20 protein-coding genes and 1 pseudogene are annotated in these 23,502 nt (G+C 61.2%); 9 read left to right on the top strand and 12 right to left on the bottom strand.

All coding sequences use genetic code 11. The annotated features are described in order from the left end of the window. Nucleotides 1-17: 17 nt before the first annotated feature. Together R3F00_RS16645 and R3F00_RS16640 are read left to right on the top strand one after the other, a co-directional pair. Nucleotides 18-2,306: a thiamine pyrophosphate-dependent enzyme gene (locus tag R3F00_RS16645; RefSeq protein WP_371281293.1), complete on the top strand. Its 2,289-nt coding sequence runs from the start codon at nucleotides 18-20 to the stop codon at nucleotides 2,304-2,306. A gap of 20 nt (nucleotides 2,307-2,326) precedes the next feature. Next, the gene (locus R3F00_RS16640; protein WP_371281292.1) at nucleotides 2,327-3,220 is read left to right on the top strand and encodes an adenylate/guanylate cyclase domain-containing protein; all 894 of its coding nucleotides are present in this window, start codon (nucleotides 2,327-2,329) and stop codon (nucleotides 3,218-3,220) included. Nucleotides 3,221-3,602: 382 nt separating this feature from the next. On the opposite strand, the gene R3F00_RS16635 is transcribed toward R3F00_RS16640, so the two are convergent. From R3F00_RS16635 to R3F00_RS16605, 7 genes are all read right to left on the bottom strand, one after another. Further along, the gene (locus R3F00_RS16635; RefSeq protein ID WP_371282877.1) at nucleotides 3,603-5,015 is read right to left on the bottom strand and encodes a DUF1501 domain-containing protein; all 1,413 of its coding nucleotides are present in this window, start codon (nucleotides 5,013-5,015) and stop codon (nucleotides 3,603-3,605) included. 11 nt (nucleotides 5,016-5,026) lie between these two features. Further along, entirely contained in the window at nucleotides 5,027-6,889 is a 1,863-nt protein-coding gene (locus R3F00_RS16630; RefSeq protein WP_371281289.1) for a DUF1800 domain-containing protein, read from the bottom strand. Between the two features lie 199 nt (nucleotides 6,890-7,088). Further along, nucleotides 7,089-7,421, bottom strand: a complete 333-nt coding sequence (locus R3F00_RS16625; RefSeq protein ID WP_371281288.1) for a TfoX/Sxy family protein — start codon at nucleotides 7,419-7,421, stop codon at nucleotides 7,089-7,091. A 51-nt stretch (nucleotides 7,422-7,472) separates the two neighbouring features. After that, nucleotides 7,473-8,537: a UDP-N-acetylmuramate dehydrogenase gene (gene murB / locus R3F00_RS16620; protein WP_371281287.1), complete on the bottom strand. Its 1,065-nt coding sequence runs from the start codon at nucleotides 8,535-8,537 to the stop codon at nucleotides 7,473-7,475. Next, on the bottom strand, nucleotides 8,534-9,568 hold the full coding sequence (locus R3F00_RS16615; RefSeq protein ID WP_371281286.1) for a quinone-dependent dihydroorotate dehydrogenase: 1,035 nt from the start codon (nucleotides 9,566-9,568) through the stop codon (nucleotides 8,534-8,536). The genes murB and R3F00_RS16615 overlap by 4 nt, the downstream gene beginning before the upstream one ends. A gap of 3 nt (nucleotides 9,569-9,571) precedes the next feature. Further along, nucleotides 9,572-9,853, bottom strand: a complete 282-nt coding sequence (locus R3F00_RS16610; protein WP_371281285.1) for a DUF4190 domain-containing protein — start codon at nucleotides 9,851-9,853, stop codon at nucleotides 9,572-9,574. Nucleotides 9,854-9,996: 143 nt separating this feature from the next. After that, nucleotides 9,997-11,529 (bottom strand): aldehyde dehydrogenase family protein, encoded by a 1,533-nt coding sequence (locus tag R3F00_RS16605; RefSeq protein ID WP_371281284.1) that lies wholly within the window; start codon nucleotides 11,527-11,529, stop codon nucleotides 9,997-9,999. 379 nt (nucleotides 11,530-11,908) lie between these two features. Between R3F00_RS16605 and R3F00_RS16600 the strand changes: the two genes are divergently transcribed. After that, a complete protein-coding gene (locus R3F00_RS16600; protein WP_371281283.1) occupies nucleotides 11,909-12,550 on the top strand; it encodes a uracil-DNA glycosylase family protein in 642 nt (213 codons plus the stop codon). 59 nt (nucleotides 12,551-12,609) lie between these two features. Here R3F00_RS16600 and R3F00_RS16595 read toward each other — a convergent pair whose 3' ends face one another. Next, entirely contained in the window at nucleotides 12,610-12,951 is a 342-nt protein-coding gene (locus R3F00_RS16595) for a hypothetical protein (protein WP_371281282.1), read from the bottom strand. A 409-nt stretch (nucleotides 12,952-13,360) separates the two neighbouring features. Between R3F00_RS16595 and R3F00_RS16590 the strand changes: the two genes are divergently transcribed. Together R3F00_RS16590 and trmY are read left to right on the top strand one after the other, a co-directional pair. After that, nucleotides 13,361-13,552 (top strand): hypothetical protein, encoded by a 192-nt coding sequence (locus tag R3F00_RS16590; RefSeq protein WP_371281281.1) that lies wholly within the window; start codon nucleotides 13,361-13,363, stop codon nucleotides 13,550-13,552. A 268-nt stretch (nucleotides 13,553-13,820) separates the two neighbouring features. Then, on the top strand, nucleotides 13,821-14,414 hold the full coding sequence (gene trmY / locus R3F00_RS16585) for a tRNA (pseudouridine(54)-N(1))-methyltransferase TrmY (protein ID WP_371281280.1): 594 nt from the start codon (nucleotides 13,821-13,823) through the stop codon (nucleotides 14,412-14,414). A 119-nt stretch (nucleotides 14,415-14,533) separates the two neighbouring features. Here trmY and fabB read toward each other — a convergent pair whose 3' ends face one another. Together fabB and fabA are read right to left on the bottom strand one after the other, a co-directional pair. Continuing rightward, nucleotides 14,534-15,742, bottom strand: a complete 1,209-nt coding sequence (fabB, locus tag R3F00_RS16580; protein ID WP_371281279.1) for a beta-ketoacyl-ACP synthase I — start codon at nucleotides 15,740-15,742, stop codon at nucleotides 14,534-14,536. Between the two features lies 1 nt (nucleotide 15,743). After that, nucleotides 15,744-16,259 (bottom strand): 3-hydroxyacyl-[acyl-carrier-protein] dehydratase FabA, encoded by a 516-nt coding sequence (gene fabA / locus R3F00_RS16575; protein ID WP_371281278.1) that lies wholly within the window; start codon nucleotides 16,257-16,259, stop codon nucleotides 15,744-15,746. 443 nt (nucleotides 16,260-16,702) lie between these two features. Here fabA and R3F00_RS16570 point away from each other — a divergent pair, with 443 nt between their 5' ends. The 4 genes from R3F00_RS16570 to R3F00_RS16555 all read left to right on the top strand — a co-directional run bounded on the left by R3F00_RS16570 (nucleotide 16,703) and on the right by R3F00_RS16555 (nucleotide 22,513). Continuing rightward, nucleotides 16,703-17,776 (top strand): COX15/CtaA family protein, encoded by a 1,074-nt coding sequence (locus tag R3F00_RS16570; protein ID WP_371282876.1) that lies wholly within the window; start codon nucleotides 16,703-16,705, stop codon nucleotides 17,774-17,776. Between the two features lie 409 nt (nucleotides 17,777-18,185). Then, nucleotides 18,186-19,463 carry a hypothetical protein gene (locus R3F00_RS16565; protein ID WP_371281276.1) on the top strand — a complete coding sequence of 426 codons (1,278 nt, stop codon included), beginning with the start codon at nucleotides 18,186-18,188 and terminating at the stop codon, nucleotides 19,461-19,463. Nucleotides 19,464-20,119: 656 nt separating this feature from the next. Next, on the top strand, nucleotides 20,120-20,743 hold the full coding sequence (locus R3F00_RS16560) for a sulfotransferase family protein (RefSeq protein ID WP_371281275.1): 624 nt from the start codon (nucleotides 20,120-20,122) through the stop codon (nucleotides 20,741-20,743). 36 nt (nucleotides 20,744-20,779) lie between these two features. Further along, the gene (locus tag R3F00_RS16555) at nucleotides 20,780-22,513 is read left to right on the top strand and encodes a tetratricopeptide repeat protein (protein WP_371282875.1); all 1,734 of its coding nucleotides are present in this window, start codon (nucleotides 20,780-20,782) and stop codon (nucleotides 22,511-22,513) included. Nucleotides 22,514-22,534: 21 nt separating this feature from the next. Here R3F00_RS16555 and R3F00_RS16550 read toward each other — a convergent pair whose 3' ends face one another. Then, nucleotides 22,535-23,176 (bottom strand): glutathione binding-like protein, encoded by a 642-nt coding sequence (locus tag R3F00_RS16550; RefSeq protein WP_371281273.1) that lies wholly within the window; start codon nucleotides 23,174-23,176, stop codon nucleotides 22,535-22,537. Nucleotides 23,177-23,236: 60 nt separating this feature from the next. After that, nucleotides 23,237-23,502 (bottom strand): annotated as a pseudogene (locus R3F00_RS16545) (hypothetical protein); the annotation flags it as partial.

The following is a 23,502-nucleotide window of genomic DNA, read 5'->3' as shown; positions in this document are numbered from 1 at the left end:
ATCCCGAATCCTCACCCATGGCTGTCGTTACTCCGGTTCCGCGTCCCGTCATCGCTGCGCGCCATCGCGGCCTCAACCGCGCCGATATCTGCGATCAGAACTTCATCGAGTTCGTACGCGACTGGGATGGTCCGGTCGGAGCCAGGCCTTCCACGCGAGCGGCTGTTGTTCCCGGCAGCGCCTGCACGGCAGCCGACTTCCTTGATCTGTTCGAATCACAACTGATTTCGCGCCACCTGGATCTGATGGCGCGCGTGCTGAGGGTGCGCAATCGCGTCTTCTACACGATCGGTTCGAGCGGGCACGAGGGCAACGCCATGGTCGCCCGGCTCAGCCGGCATACCGATCCGGCCTTCCTGCATTACCGCTCGGGTGCGTTCATGGCCGAGCGCTTTCGCAAGCTGCCGGGCATGGATCCAATCATGGATTCAGCCCTGTCGTTTGCGGCGAGCAAGGACGATCCGGCATCCGGTGGCCGCCACAAGGTCTGGGGTTCCAAGCCGCTATGGGTATTGCCGCAGACCTCGACGATTGCCTCGCACCTGCCCAAGGCACTGGGTACGGCATTGGCGATCGAGCAGGCCGGACGCATTGGCCACGCCCTGCCGATTCCCGACGACTCCATTGTCATCTGTTCCTTTGGTGATGCGTCCTCCAACCATGCCACTGCGCAAACGGCGTTCAACGCCGCAGGCTGGACGGCCTACCAGAAATTGCCGGCACCCGTGCTGTTCGTCTGCGAGGACAATGGCATCGGCATCTCGGTGAAAACACCGGGCGGCTGGATTGAACGCAACTTCAGCGAGCGCCGCGACCTCGACTACTTCTACGCCGATGGTCTGGACCTCGCCACGGGCTACGCCGATGTCGCAAGAGCGATCGAGCACTGCCGCCGCACGCGCCGGCCGACCTTCCTGCATCTGCGCACCACACGCATCATGGGTCACGCCGGTACCGACTTCGAGATCGAGTGGCGCAGCGTGGAAGAACTGGTCCAGGTCGAGGCCAGCGATCCGCTCCTGCGTTCGGCGGCGATTGCTCTCGAATCGGGCTTGCTCGACAAGGATGAGCTGCTGGCCCGCTATGAGACGGTCCGCGCCCGCTGCTTTGCCGCGGCAGACGAGGCCGACCGCAGGCCCAAGCTGTCCCAGCTCGCGGAAATCGTCGCTCCGCTTGCACCCTACACACCACACGCAGTCAAGGCCGAAGCCGATCGCAGCGACTATCAGGACAGGCGTCTCGACATCTTTGGCGGTGAACAGAAGCTGCCGGAAAACCAGCCGCCGCGCCATCTGGCCATCCAGATCAACCAGGCCCTGCACGACCTGTTCTGCAAGTATCCCGAGGCGCTGATGTTTGGCGAAGACATCGCCCAGAAGGGCGGTGTCTACACGGTGACGAAGGGACTGCACAAGGCGTTCAAGAACAAGCGCGTTTTCAACACGCTGCTGGATGAGACCATTATCCTGGGCCTGGCTCAGGGCTACGCCAACATGGGCATGCTGCCGATACCGGAAATCCAGTACCTGGCTTATTTCCACAATGCCTGCGACCAGATTCGCGGAGAAGCGGCCTCCCTGCAATTCTTCTCCAACGACCAGTACCGCAACCCGATGGTCGTGCGCATTGCCGGTCTGGGCTACCAGAAGGGCTTTGGCGGGCATTTCCACAACGACAATTCGCTGACTGCCCTGCGCGATATTCCGGGCCTGGTGGTGGGCTGTCCGAGTCGCGGCGACGATGCTGCGCTGATGCTGCGTACGCTCGCCGCACTGGCCAAGGTGGACGGTCGGGTCAGCGTATTCCTCGAGCCTATTGCCCTGTACATGACCAAGGACCTCCATGAGGCCGGCGACGGGAAATGGCTGTTTTCCTATCCTGCGTCGAATCAGTCGATGACTTTGGGCGAGGGCAGGGTGTATGCCGCCGAAGCAACGGATCTGGTCATATTCAGCTACGGAAACGGCGTGCCCATGAGCCTGCGCGCGGCCCGCGAGATCGAATCCCGGCGAGGCTGGAAAGTGCGCGTCGTCGACCTGCGCTGGCTTGTTCCGCTGAATGAAGCCTTTATTGCCGAACAGGCTCGCGATGCCCGTTGCATACTCGTGGTCGACGAAGGCCGCCACTCGGCCGGAGTGGGAGAGGGCGTCATCACCGCCATTGTCGAGGCCGGATTTGGCGCCACACCACTACAGCGCGTGGTCGGCGCGGATACCTATACCCCGCTGGCCGGAGCCGCCCTGGCAGTGCTTCCGGCTGACGCGGATATCGTAGCGGCGGCTGATGTTCTGGAGCCGCTTCACTGAATGCCCTATCATCGGATGCAATGAGCGCAAGTTCCACGCTGACAATACTGTTTGCCGACGTGTCGGGCAGCACCAAGCTGTTCGAGCTGCGCGGCAACGTGGCTGCGCGCGACATTATCGCCGCGGTGCTTGAAGCCCTGACGGAAGTCGCCAACCGACATGGGGGCAAGCTGATCAAGACGATCGGCGACGAGATCATGTGCACCTTTCCCAGTGCAGTGCAGGGCTTGCTGGCTGCAACCGACATGCAGCGCCGGATGAAGTCCGATGAAGCCTTTGTCCAGGACAATATCGGCATTCGAATCGGCCTGCACCATGGCGAAGCCCTGGTCGAAGAGACCGACGTCTTCGGCGATGCCGTGAACGTGGCTGCGCGCATGGCGGCGCTGGCCAAGCGCGACCAGATCGTGGCCACGGCAAGTACGGCCCTGAACATCACCAACGCCGCTGGCGTGCGTGTGCGTTCGATAGGAACGGCCCGGGTCGCCGGAAAACTCCTGCCGATCGAGATCGTCGATGTCATGTGGCAGGAAGACGTGTCCCATGTCACCACCGTGCAGCGCGTCGTCCAGTTTGCCAAGGCCAAGCGCGTCGTATTGACCCTGCGCTACCTCGACCGGGAATTCCAGATCGATGAACTGGCCGATCCGTTCACGCTCGGGCGCGAGGAAAGCCATAGCCTGACCATCGAATCGGACTGGGTTTCGCGCGATCACGCCATGATCGAGTGGAAGCGCGGCCACTTCATCCTTTCCGACCGTTCCACCAATGGCACCTGGGTCAAGATCGGCAACGAGGAACTCCTCGTCCACCGGGACGCCTTCCACCTGCGCCGCAGCGGCACCATCAGCCTCGGCCAGGCCCACGCCGCCGGAGACGGCAACCTGCTGCATTTCGAGTGTGGAGAGGCTTAGGAGCCGGGATTGGGGATTGGGGATAAGTGATTCGGTAGAGGCTGGCTAGCCGACTTCTGACGAACTCCGCCAATGGCGCGCATCCACGTTGAACAACACAGTTGTCAAGGCGACGGCCATAACGTCGACCACCGATACGCTTACTCAGAGTTCGATTGGTGCAACAAGGGGAATCGATTCGGCACACGTGATCATTGCCAAAATCCCGGCAGCGAATACGAGAAGCGCGCGGACGGTCCTAAAGAAGATGAATTGCCTCTCCATGAACTCCTGAGCCTCCCATTCAACTCGGCATCTGATGAGCACGTGATGGCTGGGTGTGTGACAGGGTAGGCCGAAGCTGCTTTCCGAATCCCGAATCCCGAATTCCGACTCCCGGCTCTCAATCAAATCCACTCGCAAACAGCGTGTCGAAATTCGTCGGCGGCAGATCGGCGCCCTGGAAGATTCCCATGGGCGTGTAGCCGGAGTAGCCGGGGAAGACGTAATAGATGTTGGGGTTGGCCATGCGCCGGATCAGGGCTTCCGAGATGATGCGCCGGTAGTCCGTGGTGACGGCGACATCGGTGCCCTGGTAGAGGTTGGCATTGTCCAGGCCGGGGAATGTGCCGTAGACCTGCCCGCCGTTGACCGAGGCGCCCAAGGCCATCATCACGTTGCCATAGCCGTGATCGGTGCCACCGTCGGCGTTTTCCTGTACCCGCCGCCCGAACTCGCTGACCACGATCACGCTGGTCTTCTGCATGAGGTTGCCCGAGGCGCTGCTGGCCAGGTCCGTGTAGAAGGCGCTCAATCCCTTCGAAAGGCTCTCGACCTGGTTGCCGAAGTAGTCATAGGTATTGGCGGGATTGCCCTGGCCTACGTGCGTGTCCCAGCCACCGAGGTCGATGGTCGCGACGCGCATGCCGAGATTGGTCTTGATCAGTTGGGCGACATTGCGCAACTGATTGCCGAAATCCTGGTTGCTGGCCAGGCTGTAATCGGCGCCACCGCTGGGCTGGTAGCCACCCGGGTTGCTGGTCGCGTTGTAGAGACCGAAGTTGATCGGGCGCAGCAGGTCCAGCGAGGCGAGGGTCTCTACACCTGCGGCCTCGAGCTGGGTCGCGCTGCCATTCCAGAGCGCATGCATGCGTGATACCGCGCCGACCAGGCCGGCACCGGCATCGTCCTCATCCCACGACCAGTGAAACCCGTCGATGCGGAAATCCGACGCACTGTTCATCGTGATGGCGTCGGACGAACCGAGCAGGCTGCTGGCCGTGATATTGCCGAGCGAGGTCGCTGGCAGCGGCACGACAGCGGGAAGGCCGCCGCTGGCGAGATGCCGGGTCAGCCAGCCGATCTCGTTGCCAGTGCCGCCGCCAAAGCCGAATTCGAGATTGGCCTGCGCGTCGAAGTGACTGCGGATGACGGGAATTGGCTGGGATTGTCCTGCCGCGACAACAAAAGCCAGATGATTCTGGTTGAACAGGGTGCGCAGTCCGGTGGCGCGCGGATGCAGCGCCCATTGCGTTCCATTCAGGCTCAATGCCGCGCCCGTGCCGGTAGTGGGAATGCGTGTCGAATTGCGGGCGGCCTCGTAGGCTGCACGGTACGGGCTGCTGGCGCCGGGTGGCAGCAGGCTCAGGCCATCCATCGCGCCACGCAGGAATACGATGACGAGCGTGTCGTCGGTTGCCGTCGCCGGTGCTACATCCGGTGGGCCGAAATAGGCCAGGGCGCGGCTGCTGCTGCCACCGGCAATCGCGGCTACAGCACAGCCCTTGAGGAAATCGCGTCGGTCGAGTCTGGTCATGTCGGTGCTCCTCAGCGGCGCAGGAATTCGGGGCTGCACAGGATCAGGCCGATTGCGGTGCGTAGGCGGGCGATCGTGTAGTGCTGCGAGAGATTGCCGAGATTCCAGGTCCCGGTATTGGCCGGGTGGCCGTTGTCGGTGCCATCGGTGACCAGGTCGAGAACGGCCGAAGCGGCGACGTTCTGGCGCAGGAAATCAACGGCTACGGTATGCGTGGGCTCGGGCCGGTAGCCAAGGATGCGGTCGCACCAGTAGCCGATGATATTGGCTGCGGTGCGCTGGTTGGGCGCAAAAGCGCCGAGTGTCTGAGCGTGGACGTTGATCAGGAACGGATAGGCACCGTTGTAGCTTTCGGTCTGGTGCATCTCGAGAAGGCGGGGCAGCATTTTCAGGGTCATGCCCAGGGTACCGGTGCTTGACCAGGCGATCGGATCATCCGGATAGCCATTCGGCGCAGGCCAGTAGAACAGGCGTTGTCCGGCGGCCTGCAGGCGGCCCATGAATTCCTCGGTGGGCGTGTAGATGCTGCCGTTGTTGTCCGGCACCGGGGTGAAGTCGGCGCCGGTGGACCGCAGGGCGCTGACGGCACTCATGGCGGGACGCTTCATCGCGGTTCCCCAGCCACTCTTGAATTCGGCCGATTGCAGGATCACCTGCAGCACCTGCGCAATCTGGTTGCTGGCCTGCCAGTTCTGCATGAACACCGTTGTCGCACTGTCGACAAGGCCGGTTGACGGCGAGCTGCCGACAAAGCGCTTGCAGATCTTGGTCGCGACATGGCGGGCGGTGCGCGGGTGACGGGCCAGCATGTCAAACAGGTTGATACCGTCGGCCTGACCCTGCGAGGCAGGGAAGTAGCGCGCCAGAATCCGCTTTATGCCCTGGTCGTGTGCACTCGAGTCGTACACGAACTGTCCGAGTGGCACACCGTTGACCGGATCGTAGGGCCAGTTCGCGCCGGATATGGACCAGCCGGTCAGGGCGCGGGCGGTCTCGTAGACGTCATCGTCGACATACTTCAGTCGCTCGAATTCGCCGTCCGGCGCCTGGTAGTTGCCGAGCAGGGCCATGTTGGCCGGGCTGTCGGGATTCTGCACGATCCCGCCGTAGTTCTCCGCACCCATGGTGTGCAGTTCGAACAGCTCGCGCGCGTAATTCTCGTTCGGATGCGCGGCGTCGCTCGAGTAAAGATCGAGCATGTACATCATCGAGGCGGATTCGCCGACAGCCTGCAGCATCGTGCGGAAATTGCCGAACACGTGCGGTCGGATGGCAACCCGGTCGAACTCGGGGAACATCGGGCCGCCGTCGTAATCCCAGCCGAACACGCTGAAATGGTCATGCCAGAAGTCGACCATCACTTCCTTGAGCTGTCGTGCACTGTAGATCTGCCGGATGATGCTCATGCATTCCGCTTCGCGAATCGGCAGCATGCGCAGGTAGTAGTTGTTGGTGATCGAGTGGTGGTCGTTCCAGAGCTGGTTGCCTGTCTTGTTGAGCGTGATGAACCCGCCACTCGCTACACGCGCGTCGCACGCTGAATCCGGAATCGCCGCGGGATTCAGTTGCTGGTTGACCCAGGCAGTCCAGCGCGCGTCGTCGTTGCCGCCCAGCGCGAGAAAATCGACGTGATCCTGGATCGTATAGCCGAAGGTGCAGCGGGTCAGCCAGCGCACCGATTGCGGCGGGAAGCTCAGTGCAGCCGGGCCTTGTGGCAAGTCCTTTGGCAGGATGCCATTGCGACCGGGCCGGCGCCTGGCAAGGCTGACATCGACATCGACATCGACATCGTCAACGCCGGCACTGGAAAACAGGGCGCTGAACAGGCGTCTGCGCGAGGCAACGAAGGCGGCGCTGGCGGGGGCTGCGGCCATGGGACTCACTCCGGATTGTTGCGCTGGGCATTGGCGTGCCAGAGCCAGCGGAATTGACGAACGCACGCAATGCGCGCCGCATGGCATTGAAGCACGTTGGTAGTTGCGTCACTGTGACCCATCTCGCGCTGGAGCGCCCTGGCCGGCGCACGAAACCGGGCCTGCGAGGCAGTCGAAGTCGTTTCAGGCGCAGGCCTCTTCATCGCTTCGGCGGCAGGGAGCGTACAAACGCAAGGCTGCGCTGAATCCAGTCATTCAACGCACCGTCCTCTTCCAGACCGGCCTGATCAACGAAAACGTAGCCGCGCATCGGCTTGCCGGTGAAGTCCATGAGGCGCACATGGGGCCGCGCAAGCGCTGTCTCGTAGTCATCGGGCCCGACCCTCACCATCAGGGCGTCCCTGGCCAGGCCGATGAACATGTGCCCGTCGGCCAGAAAGGCGAGTCCGCCAAACATTCGCTTTTCGGTGATGCCGTGCCGGGGTTCGAGCTGCTCGCGGATTCGCTCGGCGAGCCCGTCATCGATTGCCATGTGTCTTCTCCTTCCGCAATGCGGCCTCGACAGAGGGTGACTCCCGATGTGCTATAGAACGAGTGGCTCGGGCTCCAGCAGAACTTCAAATCGTTCTTGCACTCCATCGCGGACGTGCTCGGCAAGTGCCCAGATCTGGCTGCCGGTGGCCTGACCAAGATTCACCAGGACCAGGGCGTGTTGTTCAGAAACCGCTGCATGTTCCTGCTTCAAGCCCTTGAAACCACAGGATTCTATCATCCAGGCTGCAGACAGCTTGAACTGTCCTTCGCCTGCTTCCCAGGCCGGCAACTGAGGATATCGCTTGCGCAGTTCCGAGACCTTGGACGCCTCTACCATCGGATTCTTGAAGAAGCTGCCCGCATTGCCGATGAGGGCCGGATTCGGGAGCTTGCGGGTGCGGATGCGCGCAATGGCTTCGGCGACGCCGGATGGTGTGGGCGAGTCCATGCCGAGTGCCGCAAGTTCCTCACGCACACCGGCGTAGTCCATCTGCAACGGGCGCCATTTCGGCAATTCGAAGTCCACCGCCGTGATGATGAAGCGATCACGTTGATGCTTGAATACGGAATCGCGGTAGCCGAACCGGCAGTCGGCATTCGACAGCGTCGTGAGACGACTGGAATCGCGATCCCAGGCTTCGACACTCGTGATGAACTCGCGCACTTCGACACCATAGGCGCCGATGTTCTGGATCGGTGCGGCACCGATCGTGCCCGGAATCAGGACCAGGTTTTCCAGCCCGCTGTAGCCGCGTGCCAGCGACCAGTGGACGAAGTTGTTCCAGTTCTCGCCCGCGCCGACGCGCACGCGGACGTTGTGCGAGCCTTCTTCGACCACCGTGATGCCGAGCGCGGCGATTGAAAGAACGACGCCGGGCCAGTCGCGGGTAAACAGGATGTTGCTGCCTTCGCCCAGCACGAGCAGGGGCCGTGTCTTCAACGCGGCGTAGCCAAACAGTTCGGCCAGCGCTTCAGGCCGACGCACGTCGATGAGCAGGTCGGCGCGGGCAGGGACACGAAACGTGTTGCGTCCTTCCAGCGAGGCGTTCTCGACGATCGTGTAGCCGACGCCTTCAGATATCGCCGCGGGTACCTGATAGCGCTTTTCGCTCACGCGGTGGCCCTGCTGCGCAGAGCCCGGATCGCTTCGACGCTGTCGCCTATCAGGGCAGGCCCTTTGTAGACCATGCCCGTGTAGAACTGTACGAGGCTTGCGCCGGCATCAATCTTTGTCGCCGCGTCGCTTCCGATGCAAATTCCGCCTACGCCGATCAGCGGCAGTCGTCCATCGAGCCGGTCGGCCATTCCGCGGAGCACGGCGGTCGATTTTTCGAATACCGGCTTGCCCGAAAGGCCACCCGCTTCGCCGGCATGTCGATGGCCCGCCACCAGTGCCCGCTCCGTGGTCGTATTGGTGCAGATCAGGCCATCGATGGAACTGGCCAGCAGGACTTCGGCTATCGAATCGAGTTCGAGCTCGCTCAGGTCGGGAGCGATCTTGAGCAGGATCGGCGTGCGTTTGCCATGCCTGGATGCGTGCGCTTCGCCAGCTTCGCAAATTCCGCCGATGAGTCGACGCAGCGTCTCTTCTTCCTGCAGGTCGCGCAGGCCCTGGGTATTGGGTGAAGAGATATTGACCGTGATGTAGCCGGCCAGCGCATGGACGCGTTCGAGACAGAAAAGGTAGTCGTCGATCGCGTTCTCGTTCGGGGTGTCCTTGTTCTTGCCGATATTGATGCCGAGGACACCCTTGAAGCGCGAGCGCTCGACATTGGCGACCAGCGCGTCCACGCCACCGTTATTGAATCCGAGGCGATTGATCACGGCCTGGTGTTCAGGCAACCGGAACATGCGTGGCTTCGGATTGCCTGGCTGCGCGCGCGGCGTGGTCGTTCCGACTTCGATAAAGCCGAAACCCAATGCGCCCAGCGCATCGATGTGCGCGGCATTCTTGTCGAGGCCGGCGGCAAGCCCCACGGGGTTATCAAACTTGATGCCAAAGACATTCGTAGGTAAAGCCCTTGGTCGTGTCGCGACGAGCGGATTGAGGCCGGTGCGATAGGCCGTCTCGATGGCCTTCAGCGACAGATCGTGCGCGCGTTCGGCATCCAGGCAGAACAGCAGTGAGCGAGCGAGTCCGTACATGAATCAATGCCATCCGCTGACGCCGAGGCCCAGCATCAGTATGCCGACGAAAATCAGGATGCCGATCAGGAACATGCCGAGCTGCAAGTAGCCAAGTATCAGTCCGGCGATGGCCAGGCCATCGCCCTCTACCGATCCTGCAGGTGCTCGCCGGATTTCGCCGCGTGCAATATGCCCGCAGATGACCGCGATAAGGGCGCCTATGAAGGGCAGGCCTACCCAGCAGATGATGCCTAGAACAAGACTCGTGATGGCGGTGCCGCTGGTTCGAACGGGTTGGTTCATGAAATCCTCCGGAGCCGTAGTCTAACGGTTGCCCGATGCCGGGGGCAGGGCGACGCCCTTGGTCGGACGCGATAGATGAGCAAAAAAAAGAACCGGCCGCCATTGCGACCGGTTCCGTGTTGCGGACTCGCTTGCCTGCTGGATCAGAATTCGAACTTGATGCCCTGGGCCAGCGGCAGCTCATCGGAATAGTTGATCGTGTTGGTCTGGCGGCGCATGTAGACCTTCCAGGCATCCGATCCGGACTCGCGCCCGCCGCCGGTTTCCTTCTCGCCACCGAAGGCGCCACCAATCTCCGCACCCGAGGTGCCGATGTTGACGTTGGCGATGCCGCAATCCGAACCGATCGAGGAGAGATAGCGCTCTGCGTGCTTGACGTTCTGCGTGAAGATCGCCGACGACAGACCCTGTGGTACGTCGTTCTGCATGGCGATGGCTTCATCGAGCGTCTTGAACTTCATTACGTAGAGGATCGGTGCGAAAGTTTCTGTCTGCACGACTTCGTCGTTGTTCCTGAGGCCGGTCACGACGGTCGGCAGGACGAAATTGCCCTTGCCGTCCTTTCGTGTGCCGCCGGTGGCGATGGTGCCGCCAGCCGCCTTCGCCTTCTCGATCGCAGCAAGGAAGTTTTCCACTGCATCCGGGCTGTTGAGCGGACCCATCAGTGTCCTGGCATCGGTCGGGTCACCGATCTTGCCTTCGACCTGCTTGTACGCCTTGACCACCGAAGCGACCACTTCATCGTGGATCGATTCGTGCACGAACAGGCGGCGCGTCGACGTGCAACGCTGGCCGCAGGTGCCGACCGCGCCGAAAACGATGGCCGGCAAGGCCAGTTTCAGATCCGCCGTTTCGTCGACGATCATCGCGTTGTTGCCGCCGAGCTCGAGCAGGCTGCGGCCCATGCGCTGGGCGACACGCTCGCCTACGGCACGGCCGACCTTGGTCGAACCGGTGAAACTGATCAGCGGAATGCGGCGGTCGTCGACAAACGCCTTGGCCAGATCGGTGCCGGCATCGTTGAACAGGAAGAACAGATCCGGGTAACCGGCATCCTTCAAGGCATCGTTGCAGATCTTCAGCGTTGCGATCGAGGTCAGCGGCGTCTTCGGCGACGGCTTCCAGATGCAGATGTCGCCGCAGATCGCGGCAAGCATGGCATTCCAGGCCCATACGGCCACCGGAAAGTTGAACGCGCTGATGATGCCGACGATACCGAGCGGATGCCACTGGTCGTACATGCGATGACCGGGACGCTCGGAGTGCATCGTGTAGCCGTAAAGCATGCGCGACTGACCGACCGCGAAATCGGCGATGTCGATCATTTCCTGCACTTCGCCATCACCTTCCGGCTTGATCTTGCCCATTTCCAGCGAGACCAGTGAGCCCAACGCATCCTTGTGCTTGCGCAAGGCTTCACCGCACAGGCGAACGGCTTCGCCACGCAGTGGCGCCGGTGTCGTGCGCCAGATCTCGAAGGCAGCCTGCGCACGCTTCATGATCAGGTCATAATCGGCCTTGCTCGAAGCATGCACTTCGGCGATCACCTCATTGGTTGCCGGATTGATCGACTGGATCACCCCGGCATCCGTGGTCTTCGACCATTCGCCCTGGCCGAGGTAGGTACCGGAATTGGTCTTGTCGAGGCCGTTGGCCTTGAGAATGTCAATGGACATGGAATCTCCAGAGTTGGGTTGAGCGATGTGCGCGCCGTGCAGTCGCGACAGGATTGGGGTGAAATGGGCATCCTCAAGGGAGCGGGTCCTGACTGGCGGCTGGCGTGCCCGGAACGCGCTATCACTCTCGAAGAAATGATTGGCGCGTAAATCAGGTCGAATCTCATCGATGCAGCCGCACAGTCTATCGGAAACTGGTTCCAACTGAAACCAATTGGGCTTGGTCTGGCGGGACCGGCAGGTTCAGATCGAGGCCAGCCACCGAACCCGGGAAATATTCGTGCGGCATGCGACAGTCCGGCATTTCAAGCGATGCCAGGTGCGATCCAGCCACAGGACACCGGCCTCCGATTCATTCCCCCCTCGAGTCTGATCAGTCATGACCGAAACCCTGCCAATCTCAGTCCCTCCGGCCCCGTGCGAAAGCGAGCGCCTCTCCGAACTGCTGCGAGCGATCCGCGCGTGCCAGCATTGCGCAGTTCATCTCCCACACGGCCCTCGGCCCATCGTTCAAGCCGGAGTCAGGGCTCGCCTGCTGATCATCGGCCAGGCTCCCGGGGCTCGTGTCCATGCCAGCGGCATCCCCTGGGATGACCCCAGCGGCGAACGCCTGCGGAGCTGGCTGGATATCGACAAGGACACTTTCTATAATCCTCAACAAGTCGCCATCGTTCCGATGGGCTATTGCTATCCGGGCAAGGGTCCCAGTGGCGATTTGCCGCCACGCCGGGAATGCGCCGAACTGTGGCTGGATCGCCTGCTCGCCTGCCTCCCGAGCATTGGCCTGACTCTACTCATTGGCCAGTACGCGCAGCGGCATTTCCTCGGCAAGTCCGCCGCAGGCGGAGTCGGCAAGACCGTTGCAGCGCACGCGCAATTCGCACCCGACATCGTCCCACTGCCGCATCCCTCGCCGCGTAATATCGCCTGGTTCCTGCGCAATCCCTGGTTTGACGCCGAGCTGTTGCCGAAATTGCGGAGCAGGGTACAGGCTGCGATTGCTTCAGAGGTGTCGATTTGAAGGGGCGGTCGATAGTCTGGTCTGGACAGCCACAACGTCTGTTCATTCCGATTGCATTGTCATTCTGCCAATAGGCACTCACCTTCAGGCGCCTTGCTATCGAGTTGGTGCAGCACTGCATTCCAATAGTCCAGGCAGTTGCTTTCGATTTGATTGATCACCTCCTTGCGGTCCTCACTGTCGATCTTGAGACGTGGCTTTTGCCGGTACTGGTCGACCAGTGCCTGCAGGCGATCGGCGAGCTCCGGCTTGACCCGCTGCATGCAGGGCAGCACGTTCTCGGCTATCCGACGCACTTCGGCATTGCATGCAGGCGCCTCTGAATAGGTCGTATCGACCAGTGCCTGCAGTGGGAGGTTGTCAACAACCGGACTTGCTGTTGAAGTCGTTGCATGGGTCACGCGGGAAGAGTCGTCAGATTCGGATTGGCTCGAGTTTTCTGTCGCGGACCGGCAAGCGCAGACGCCGAGGAGCATGCCGGTTGCAACAACGCGCAGAAGCATCGAAATTCGAGGGGAGTTGGGGACAAAGCGCATGGACATCATTCCTGGCCTGCTCATGGGTTCGATTCGTGCCGATATTAGGCGGCGAAGTCTGCGGCAAATCGGGCGACATCGATACCTGTGGGCGGGATTTGGCAGCGCTCACGCGGCGGCATGAGAAATGGATGCCGTGCGACAGGAGGCAAGCGCTGGACTTGGGACGGGCAGGGACGTCGTGCAGACCCGCCAGCATCAGCCATGAGACCCGCGAACGAGTCCTTGGCAATCCATCAGCACCAGATTCTTCGGAATGGCGTAGGATTGTTTCATGCCGTTGAAGTCGTTTGATTCCGCAAAGCTACCGCCGTGGAAACGCAAGCCACCGGCTGGAAAGTCGCAGCCCTTGAGCGCCACGCAGAAAGCGGCAGCGCGTGCACGTGCCGAGCAGGCGGGCCGCCGATATCCCAATCTGGTGGACAACATGTGGGCAGCGCGTCACGTTGCTCGCGGTGACGACTGATGGTGCACTATTCTCCGCAACTCCTGTCCGGCTTGGTTCGGCCGTCGTCGTCAAACCTGATTCAAGTCTGATGTGGAGAGCAGGCGGCTCCTGGCAGGCCATTCGACATGCTCAGGACGAACGGGTTTGGCAGGTGGGAGTGTCCTGGGTGAGCCGTAGTGGCCGGCGGGATTGCTCCTTGACTGGCTCGGAGCGGACGGCAGTGGCAGTCTGGATCGTCGTTCGAATGGATAGGGGCAAACGGCACAGGTAGGTAAGAGTTCCCAGCATGCGAACCTTTGTACTGCGAGCGCGAGCCGCACCGACCGACAGCAAGATGCTGCTGGCTTCCGTTGGCAAGGAAGCGCATCCGGAAATTCTGGCCCACACCCTGATGAACGCGATTTTCGTGGCGCAGTCGCATCGGGCGGATGTGGCCGTATTTCTGGTGCTGGAAAGTACACGGGACTATTCCCGAACCATTCACTTCGACGCCAAAGCCATGCACGACATCGGTGGCTTTCACGAGCAGGCGCTGCTTGCCAAGATTGCGAAGGCGCTCGATGTATCCATTGGCATGGGCAAGGAAGAGCTGCGCCCTGTCGAGTCCGGGGTGTCCGTCCGCACCATCAGTTTTGAACGCCTGGTGCAGGAACTGGCGACGGATCATCAACTGTTCGTGATGGACAGGAAAGGCAAGCCAATCGCCGAACAGATCTTCGAGGGCAAGCCTTGCTTCCTGCTGACCGACCACATACCGATGCCGAAGAAGACATTCCACAGCCTGGAGCGACTTGGCGCCACGAAAATCACGCTGGGATCGAAAATGCTGTTCGCCTCGCAATGCGTCGTCCTGATCCACCATGCCCTGGACCAGCAATAGCGCGGCCAGACGAGGCCGATTTTTTGCAGGCCAAGTCGGCAATGGAACAGCAATACCGGTCCAGGACGCGCTATCGGATCTGGGCTGGCCAGTTGAACCGCGCAGGCAAAAGGCGGCCGTCAGACTCGCGCAAAGACCAGGCTCGCATTGGTGCCTCCAAAGCCGAAGCTGTTCGACATCACCGTGTCGAGTCGGGCATGGCGTGTCTCGCGCACGATGGGAAATCCTTCGGCGCGCGGATCGAGCGTGGTGATGTTGGCCGATCCGGCGATGAATCCATCCTTCAGCATGAGCAGGCTGTAGATGGCCTCGTGAACACTGGCAGCTCCGAGCGAGTGGCCGCTCAGCGCCTTGGTCGACGAAAGCGCGGGCACGTCCGCGCCAAATGCTTCGCGCACGGCAGCCAGTTCGATGATGTCGCCCAGTGGTGTCGAGGTGCCGTGGGTGTTGAGGTAATCGATCGGCGCACGCAGCCCTTCAAGGGCCAGGCGCATGCATCGCGTTGCTCCCTCGCCATTCGGAGCGACCATGTCGGCGCCGTCGGAGGTAACGCCATAGCCGACCAGTTCGGCGTGGATCGTGGCGCCCCTGGCCCTGGCATGCTCGTATTCCTCGAGCACGAGGATGCCGCCGCCGCCGGCGATCACGAAACCGTCGCGATCGATATCGTAGGGACGCGAGGCTATTTGTGGCGTTTCATTGAAGCCACAGGACAATGCGCCCATGGCGTCGAACTGCGCCGTCATGCCCCAGTGCACTTCGTCGCCCCCGCCGGCAAACATCACGTCCTGGGCACCATGACGAATGAGATCGGCCGCAGCGCCGATGCAGTGTGCCGAAGTCGCGCAGGCCGCCGCGATCGAATAGCTGAGTCCGAGAATGCCGAATGCCGTGGCCAGGGTTGCCGAAACCGTGGAGCACATCGTGCGCGGCACCATGTAGGGCCCGACCCGGCGCACGCCCTTTTCGCGCAACAACTCACCCGTTTCGATCTGCCACTGGGCGGATCCGCCTCCGGAGCCGGCAATCACGCCGGTGCGCGGGTGGCACACTTTTTCAAGCGCCAGTCCGGCGTCGGCAATGGCGTCGCGCATTGCAATATAAGTGTAGGCAGCGGCGTCGCCCATGAAGCGCTTCAGCTTGCGGTCGATCAGCGCGGTCAGGTCCAGTTGCGGCACGCCGGCGATCTGACTGCGTAGCCCGTGGCTCGACTGTTCGGGTGCAGCCCTGATTCCGCTGATTCCGTCGCGCAATGCCTGAGAGACTTCTCCGACTGCGTTGCCCAGGCAGGAAACGATGCCAGTGCCGGTGACGACTACCCGGCGCATGTCAAAACCCCTCGGTTGACTGGAAGAGGCCTACGCGAAGGTCCCTGGCGACATAGATCTCGCGATCATCGACGAAGGTGTGGCCGTCAGCGATGACCAGGGCCAGCTTGGCTCGCATGACCCGACGAACGTGGATTTCGTAGCGGACCAGTCTTGCTTCAGGCAGCACCTGGCCGGTGAACTTGACCTCACCGACACCGAGCGCGCGACCGCGCCCCGGTTCACCGAGCCAGGGCAGGAAAAACCCGGCCAGCTGCCACATGGCGTCCAGGCCAAGACAGCCAGGCATCACCGGGTCACCGATGAAGTGGCAGTCGAAAAACCAGAGATCAGGCTTGATATCGAGCTCCGCGCAGAGCAGGCCCTTGCCGTATCGACCGCTCGTGTCGTCGACCTGGGTAATGCGGTCGAACATCAGCATCGGTGGTGCCGGGAGGCGCGCATTGCCTTCGCCGAACAGCCCACCGCGTGCGCACACCAGAAGCTGGTCGCGATCGTAGCTACCAAGTCGTGTCATCAAGTTTCCAGGGGAAAAAACAGGCTTGTCTGGTTGAGGATAGTCCGGGTACACCCCGCTGCAGGTCAAGCTGATCCGACCATGCGATGGCGTATGTTGCATTTGCAGGGAACTGACTGCAGCCATGAATCCGATCCAGGCGGACACGACGATCGGCGTGGATGGAGCAACTGCATGCCAATCCCCGAAATCAGGTATCTCGCAAGACACATCGTTGTGATGTGGCCGAGCGCATCCCTGCAAGAGAGCAGTCGTGCGGCCAAACGACGCAATACCCGGAGGTCGGGCGTCGGTGCAGAATGGCCACCGCTTCTCGGCGTGGCCAGGGCAGTGGCAAGTCGGCACGCTAGAATTGTCGTTGTCGCGTACACCGAATTCGGACGGCGACTGGATCGGTTACGGTAAGCCTGAGCCATCTCGGGCACTCAGGTATGGAGTAGAAGATGTCGGTCATGGCGCAGCACCCGGATCAGCAAACAGTCGATCGCGCGCGCCCGCGCGCTGTCGGTTGGTGGCTGCTGAGCTGTTGCGCCGTGCTGCTGGCTCTGGTCATGGTGGGTGGTGCCACGCGTCTTACCGAGTCGGGCTTGTCCATCGTCGACTGGAAGCCGGTAACCGGCATATTGCCTCCCATTGGCGAATCGGAATGGCAGGCCGAATTCGGCCGCTATCAGGAGAGCCCGCAGTACTCCGCGGTGAACCACGGCATGGACCTGGGCGAATTCAAGACGATCTTCTGGTTCGAGTACGTTCACCGTTTGCTGGCCCGCGTGCTCGGCCTCTGGTTCGCCTTGCCGCTGGCCTGGTTCTGGCTTCGGGGTGCGATACCCGGAAACTTGCGCTGGCCGCTGCTCGGAATACTCGTGCTCGGTGGTGCGCAGGGTTATCTGGGCTGGTACATGGTCAAGAGTGGCCTGGTCGACGTCCCGCGCGTCAGTCCGTATCGACTGGCAGCGCATCTGGGTCTTGCCCTGATCGTTTACGCACTGATGCTGCGGATAGCTCTGGGCTTGCTGCTGGCAAGGACACGGGCAGCCGTCGAAAATGCCGAGAGTGCCTGGCCGGGCGGCATTCTGCTCACCCTGGTGGCCCTGACCATCGTCTTCGGCGCCTTCGTTGCCGGTTTGCGCGCTGGTCTCATGTACAACACCTTTCCGCTCATGGCCGGGCAATGGGTGCCACCCAACCTGCTGGCCCTGCAACCGGCTTGGACCAACTTCTTCGAGAACCCGGTGACGGTGCAATTCGTGCACAGGCTGCTGGCCCTGACCACGCTGGCGACAACCCTGTGGATCTGGTGGCGGCTGCGCGGCAGGGCGCAGGATTGCGCGCAAGCCCGTTCGCGCCATGCCCTCCTGGCCATGGCTCTGCTCCAGGTCACGCTCGGAATCTGCACCCTGCTCTGGTTCGTCCCGGTCTGGCTTGGAACCCTGCATCAGGGCGGGGCGGTTCTCCTGCTCAGCAGTGTGCTGGTGGCCGGCTATTGCTGGACTTCCCGACCCGCACGAAAGATGTAGGCAAGGGGTTGCAGCCTGTCTGCGACAGAAACTTCGCCATCCCTACGCGGAATGCGCGATGAAGGATCCAAAGGAGTGGGCGTTGCGCCGGCGTTGACAAACGCTCCGGTGCAGCCGGTGGTTGATGCGTTCCGAGCCGAAATCGACGCGAGCTCTGTTGTCCTCTCGATTCGGGGCAATCAGGAGCGCCAACCGAGCGCGGATCCGTAGTACAGGAAAATGGAAGCCCGATGTGCAGGGATGCTGCGCTGATGTGATTTCGCGATTTGTCAGGATGATGTCACAAATTGTGATCAGATTGCTTGATATTATTTGGCAAATATGTTGGCGAGTAGCGCCCAAGCTGATAAGGTGCATACACATTCTGGCGGGCACCTAGAGTGGCTCCGCCCTCGGGGAGGAGAACGTCATGCGTCCTATCATGGGCACGGCTCCAGTTTGCGACAGCTTGCAGCTCAGGCACGAAGTGTTCTCGCTGCATTCCGGAAAGCGCGGCTTTGCATCGATCCTCGTGGCATCACTACTGTTCCTGAGCCTGGTTGCAAGCGGCGACTTGCTGGCGGGAACTCCGCCGATAGGGGCGATTGATACCAATCTTGTTCCCAACGCATCATTTCAGGGAGTTTCCGGATCGCCCGGCGGCACCGGCACAGTCAATGGGGACGTCCCTACGCTCTGGAGGGCGTTCTCGCAAGGTACGGGCGTACTCAACCTTGAGCGCCTCGACCTGGCCGCAAACACGTTGTTCCCGGGCAGCCCGCCGACACAGGCGGTCAAGATATCGGTCGCAACGTTTGGCACGGATCAGGCACTTGACAGCATTTTCGGACTGTTCCCGATTCAGCCCGGCCTCAACTACGACGCAAAGGTCTATGCACGAAGTGGCAATGCCGACAATTCGTCGCAGGGTTTCACCATGTCCATTCTTGCCTACGATGCCACCGTCACCTTCACCGGCAACGCTCAGAACGTGGTTGGCAATGCAACTTCCACCTGGACACAGTTCAGCGCCTCGCAGCTTACCGGCGGTGCTCCGGACCGTTTCGGGAAACTGATATTCCGGTTTACTGATGATGCAGGTGAGGATTCCGTCATCCTTGCCTTCCCTGAAGTGCAGGGGCCACCCGCTTCCAATACCGTACCGAACCCGGGCTTTGTTGGAAACAGTGGAGGTATTCAGGGCACGGTAACCGGCACCGTACCTGACAACTGGCGTGCATTTTCCGTCGGTGCAGGAACGATCAACCTGACCACGGTTCCGCTCGCAGCGAATGAACTCTTCAGTGGAAGTCCACCAACCAACGCCATGCGTGTCCAGGTCACCGGTGGTGACGGCAACGAAGGGTTTGATCACGAGTTGGTCCGGGCAGCCTTGCATGCCGGCTATTTCTACCGCGGCGAGGTCTACATGCGCTCCGGAAATGCCGGAATGGCACCGCAGGATGTCTCGATAGGCATGCCGATCTTTGATGCATCGGGCAACTTTACCGGACTTGCGCCAGGAACCATCAACACGACAGTCGGGCCGGAATGGTCTTTATTGGCAAGCAATCAGTTCGGTGCCTCGACGGGCCAAACCACGAATCTGGCATTCCGTCCGGGTACCACCGGAGACAGCGTATTTCTGATCGCAGCGCCGCGCATCGTTGATCCTACTGGTTTGATCTTCACCAGCAGTTTCGACTGATGTCCACCTTTGCGCAGGGTTCGTAAACAGGTTCGATAGCGGTCACTGTGCGATAGGTGCGCCAAGTGTCGAATGCGTTCCCGACGGCGACTTCACTGCGGACAGGTCCATCATTCCAGCAAGACTGACACGGGATCGGGAGTGTCCTCGTTGTCACCCGCGAATCCAGCAGCAGCGGGTGTACCGGAATGGCGATCGCGATATTCGGCTTTTCCCGGCACCTGTCCAGATCCGTCCGTCTCGAACGTCATGCCAGTGGTAGCCCGGGCTGCCTGACGTGCCGGTCAAGGAGACGAACAATGCATTGCCTCTTCGTTCTGTGGACCCATGAAGATGGCCGGGACGCACTCAGTGCTGAAGAGCAGGAGCAGGGTGCAGCAGCGTGTACCGCTTTCAGCGAGGCTTTGGACAAGGCCGGTGCTATCAGTTGCGAGAAGCGTGACAAAAACTGAAGGGCTTCCAGCGAAGAAGCGACATGCCAGCTTTCCGCACATTCGAATACCGTTGCCGATCAGGGCGCGTGTCGTGCGCGTGGGTGCCTGATTTTTTTAACCTCGATGCGAGCGTTGGACTATCATGCAGTTCGTCTTCCGGATCCGGATTTCGGCGACGGTCGTGGATTGACGTGTAGCACAGCCCAGTCGAGGAGAGCTCTGGTGTCTTTGAATGTCATCGGTGTTGGTGTTGGACGTACCGGTACCTATTCGCTGAAGCTTGCGATCAACCAGCTGGGTCTGGGGCCGTGCTTTCACATGGAAGAGGTTCTCAAGAACATGGCGGTACAGGTTCCGCTCTGGTCAGAGGCCCTGCAGGGACGCGCGGACTGGGAAACGATCTACAAGGGCTTTACTGGTGCCGTGGACTGGCCGACTGCCGGCTTCTTCCGCGAGCTGCTCAAGAAATATCCGACAGCGAAATTTGTGCTGACAGAGCGCAGTCCGGAGAGCTGGGCGGACAGTTTCGGATCGACCATCTTCAAGCTGGTTGCGGGCAAGGACAAGGCGCCACCGGAAATGCGAGCCTGGCTCGACATGGCTGAAGCGGTCATCGCCTGGACGGGATTTCCTCCCGATCTGGACAGAGAGGGCTTGATGGAGGCGTTCGTTGCGCACAATAGAGCTGTCAGGGAGTGCATTCCGTCCAATCAGCTGCTCGTGTTCGAGGTCAGGCAGGGCTGGGAACCCCTCTGCGACTTTCTGGGCACGCCAATACCGGCCGAGGAGTTCCCGCGATCCAATGATCGCGGAGAATTCTGGGATCTGGTCAACGCAGGCGCCTGAAGCTGATCGATGCAAACGGAGAAACTGAAGCAATTGATGAGCAAGGCCATCCGGCTCCATAAGGCCGGGGAACTGGAAGCGGCGAAGAACCTCTATGCCAGTATCCTCGGATTTCAGCCCCGGAATCCCGATGCCCTCCACCTGTACGGATTGGCCTGTCACCAGTTGGGCGATCACGCTACGGCGGTAGCGTACATCCGGCAGGCAGTGGATCTGGTTCCCGACCAGCCCGTGCTGCGGAACAACCTCGGCGATGCCCTGCACAAGTCTGGTGATCTGGCCGCTGCAGCAGAGCACCTTCGAGAGGCCTTGGCGCTGCGTCCGGACTATGCCGGTGCGCACATGAACCTGGGCTCGGTTCTGGCCGATTCGGGTGATCATGATGCCGCGCTAGAGCACACTCGCGAATCCACGAGACTGGATCCCGGGCGCGCCGAGGCCTGGTTCAACCTCGGCATGCAGCTGCTCGATCATGTCGAACTTGAGGAATCCATAGCCTCTTTCCGGAGAGCCCTCGCGCTTCGAGCGGCTTATCCCGCTGCAGCCAATAGCCTGCTCTACGTACTCAATCTCCTGCCCGATGCGGATCCCGTAGAGGTGGCCGACGAGCATCGCCGTGTCGCCTCGGACTTGTTCGGCAACGCTGAAATTCGGTCCAATCGGGCTGATCGTTCGGAAAAAATCCGCATCGGCTATGTCTCGGGTGATTTCTGCGCCCATGCGGTCAACTATTTTTTTGAACCGATCCTGGAACACCATGACAGGACGAAGTTCGAGATCTACTGCTACTCCGATGTGGCGAGACCCGACCGCGTGACGCAGCGCCTTCAATCGCATGCGGATCATTGGCGCGAAATTTCGGGTGCGTCCGATGATGACGTCGCGAAACTGATCCGGTCGGACAGGATCGACGTGTTGTTCGACCTCGCCGGTTATACCGAACACGGGCGACTGGCCGTTTTCTCTCGCAAGCCCGCTCCGGTCCAGGTCAGCTGTCTCGGCTATCCCAATACCACCGGTCTCGGTGCCATGGACTACCGGATCGTGGATCAATTCACGGCACCCGCGGATGAAGCGATGCCCGGAACCGAATCCCTGCTGCGCTTGCCCGATGCGTTCGCGTGTTTTCGTCCGCCTGGTCATGCGCCTGACGTTCGGGCAGCTCCGCTCGAGAAGAATGGCTTCGTCACGTTTGGCAGCCTGCACAAGCTGGAAAAACTCAATGCCACGGTAGTCGAGGCGTGGGCGAAAATTCTTCTGCAGAATCCGACGGCACGCCTGCTCATCGCGCGCGACCAGCTCGATGCCTGGCATCAACGCCGGCTGCATGAACGTTTCACCGCGCTGGATGTTGGGCCGGAACGCATCGAAATGGTGCACCTGTCCGATCCGGCACAGAGTTTCTTCGATGTGTTTTCCCGAATCGATGTCCTGCTCGATGTGTTTCCGTGGAGCGGACACACGATCGCCTGCTGCGCGCTCTGGATGGGAGTGCCCGTTGTCACCTTGCGCGGCAATTCCCACGCCGGTCGAATGGTCGGCAGCGTGCTCGCCGGCTTGGGCTTGAACGAATGGATCGCTGCTGATGTGGACGCCTATATCCGCATGGCTGGGGACATTGGCCGTGACCCTGCGCGGATTTCCGAACTGCGCGCCAGCCTGCGCAACCGCATGGAAGCGTCGCCACTTCGCGATGAAGCCGGATTCACGAGGGGGCTGGAGTCGAAGCTTGTATCCCTGCTGGGGCACGGTTTTGCATCATCGATTTGATTTCCCGATGACCACCGGCACTCAGGATGCCTTGCCGGCCCTGTACATGTCCCGTTCCAGGGCGATGGCAGCGCCAACGCATGGGCGCGCCACGACACGTTCACAGTAGGCTGTGAGAGCAGGCCAGGAACCGAGTTCGACACCCGCTGCCTGAATCAGCAGCAGCGCCCAGATCAGATAGGCATCGGCCACGGTGAATCGATTGCAGATCAGGTAGTCGCCGGTCTTGTCGAGTCGGCTTGCGGCGAACGAAAGAGGCAGGACCAGTTGTTCGCGTACCCAGGCCTTGACTGTATCCGGCGTGCCCTTCGCGAAAGTGGGGAACAGGAAACCCTTGTGCAACTCCGTGGCGACGAAGCTCAGCCATTGCTGCAGTTCGTAGCGGGCGGGGTCAAGCGCGGAGGGAGCCAGTCCTGACCCCGGGTTCAGATCTGCGATGACCTGCAGTACGGCCGCGTTTTCGGTAAGGATGCCGCCATCGTCGAGTACCAGCACGGGAACCTTTCCCAACGCCGATATCGCGCTGAGGCTGCCGGCTTCTCCAACGAGTGATTTGTCGCCGAACAATTCGACGCGGTGATAGTTCAGTTCGATGCCTGCCTCAAGCGCGGCAATCCGGCTCGCCAGCGAACACGCCATCGGGAAGAAGTAGAGATCAGCCATGGTATCTCCTGCACGGGCGAAGTTCCTTCGCCGAATCGGACGAAATGGGAAAAGCGTTGCTCAGGCGGCGCGGTCGGGCCATTCCAGGGTCAGGCCGGCGAAAGGCGGGGTCGAGTCGAGCAGATCCCGTGCACTGGTCCTTTCGAAGAAATCCACCGCTTGCTGAGCCGAACGCGGGGCTTCGGCGGGCGAGGTTCCCGAAAGTGGTGGCGCAGGGTAGTACTCGATGCCGAACTGGATGGCCTGCGCAATGGACTCGCCACCGATCAACTGGGCAAAGTGGAGTGCAGTGTCGATGCTGGCCGACACGCCTGCACCGGTCAGGT

The sequence above is a fragment of the Dokdonella sp. genome, assembly GCF_041395345.1.
Classification (GTDB): Bacteria; Pseudomonadota; Gammaproteobacteria; order Xanthomonadales; family Rhodanobacteraceae; genus Dokdonella.
Note: the sequence above shows the minus strand (reverse complement) of the source record. Positions and strands in the feature narration are given on the sequence as shown.

Coding starts and splice junctions, on each gene's coding strand:
- R3F00_RS16590 (WP_371281281.1), top strand. CDS start 13,361: ATGCCGTTGAAGTCGTTTGATTCCGCAAAGCTACCGCCGTGGAAACGC.
- R3F00_RS16605 (WP_371281284.1), bottom strand. CDS start 11,529: ATGTCCATTGACATTCTCAAGGCCAACGGCCTCGACAAGACCAATTCC.
- R3F00_RS16625 (WP_371281288.1), bottom strand. CDS start 7,421: ATGGCAATCGATGACGGGCTCGCCGAGCGAATCCGCGAGCAGCTCGAA.
- fabB (WP_371281279.1), bottom strand. CDS start 15,742: ATGCGCCGGGTAGTCGTCACCGGCACTGGCATCGTTTCCTGCCTGGGC.
- R3F00_RS16615 (WP_371281286.1), bottom strand. CDS start 9,568: ATGTACGGACTCGCTCGCTCACTGCTGTTCTGCCTGGATGCCGAACGC.
- trmY (WP_371281280.1), top strand. CDS start 13,821: ATGCGAACCTTTGTACTGCGAGCGCGAGCCGCACCGACCGACAGCAAG.
- R3F00_RS16635 (WP_371282877.1), bottom strand. CDS start 5,015: ATGACCAGACTCGACCGACGCGATTTCCTCAAGGGCTGTGCTGTAGCC.
- R3F00_RS16600 (WP_371281283.1), top strand. CDS start 11,909: ATGACCGAAACCCTGCCAATCTCAGTCCCTCCGGCCCCGTGCGAAAGC.
- fabA (WP_371281278.1), bottom strand. CDS start 16,259: ATGACACGACTTGGTAGCTACGATCGCGACCAGCTTCTGGTGTGCGCA.
- R3F00_RS16570 (WP_371282876.1), top strand. CDS start 16,703: ATGTCGGTCATGGCGCAGCACCCGGATCAGCAAACAGTCGATCGCGCG.
- R3F00_RS16630 (WP_371281289.1), bottom strand. CDS start 6,889: ATGGCCGCAGCCCCCGCCAGCGCCGCCTTCGTTGCCTCGCGCAGACGC.
- R3F00_RS16610 (WP_371281285.1), bottom strand. CDS start 9,853: ATGAACCAACCCGTTCGAACCAGCGGCACCGCCATCACGAGTCTTGTT.
- R3F00_RS16550 (WP_371281273.1), bottom strand. CDS start 23,176: ATGGCTGATCTCTACTTCTTCCCGATGGCGTGTTCGCTGGCGAGCCGG.
- R3F00_RS16645 (WP_371281293.1), top strand. CDS start 18: ATGGCTGTCGTTACTCCGGTTCCGCGTCCCGTCATCGCTGCGCGCCAT.
- R3F00_RS16565 (WP_371281276.1), top strand. CDS start 18,186: ATGCGTCCTATCATGGGCACGGCTCCAGTTTGCGACAGCTTGCAGCTC.
- R3F00_RS16555 (WP_371282875.1), top strand. CDS start 20,780: ATGAGCAAGGCCATCCGGCTCCATAAGGCCGGGGAACTGGAAGCGGCG.
- R3F00_RS16640 (WP_371281292.1), top strand. CDS start 2,327: ATGAGCGCAAGTTCCACGCTGACAATACTGTTTGCCGACGTGTCGGGC.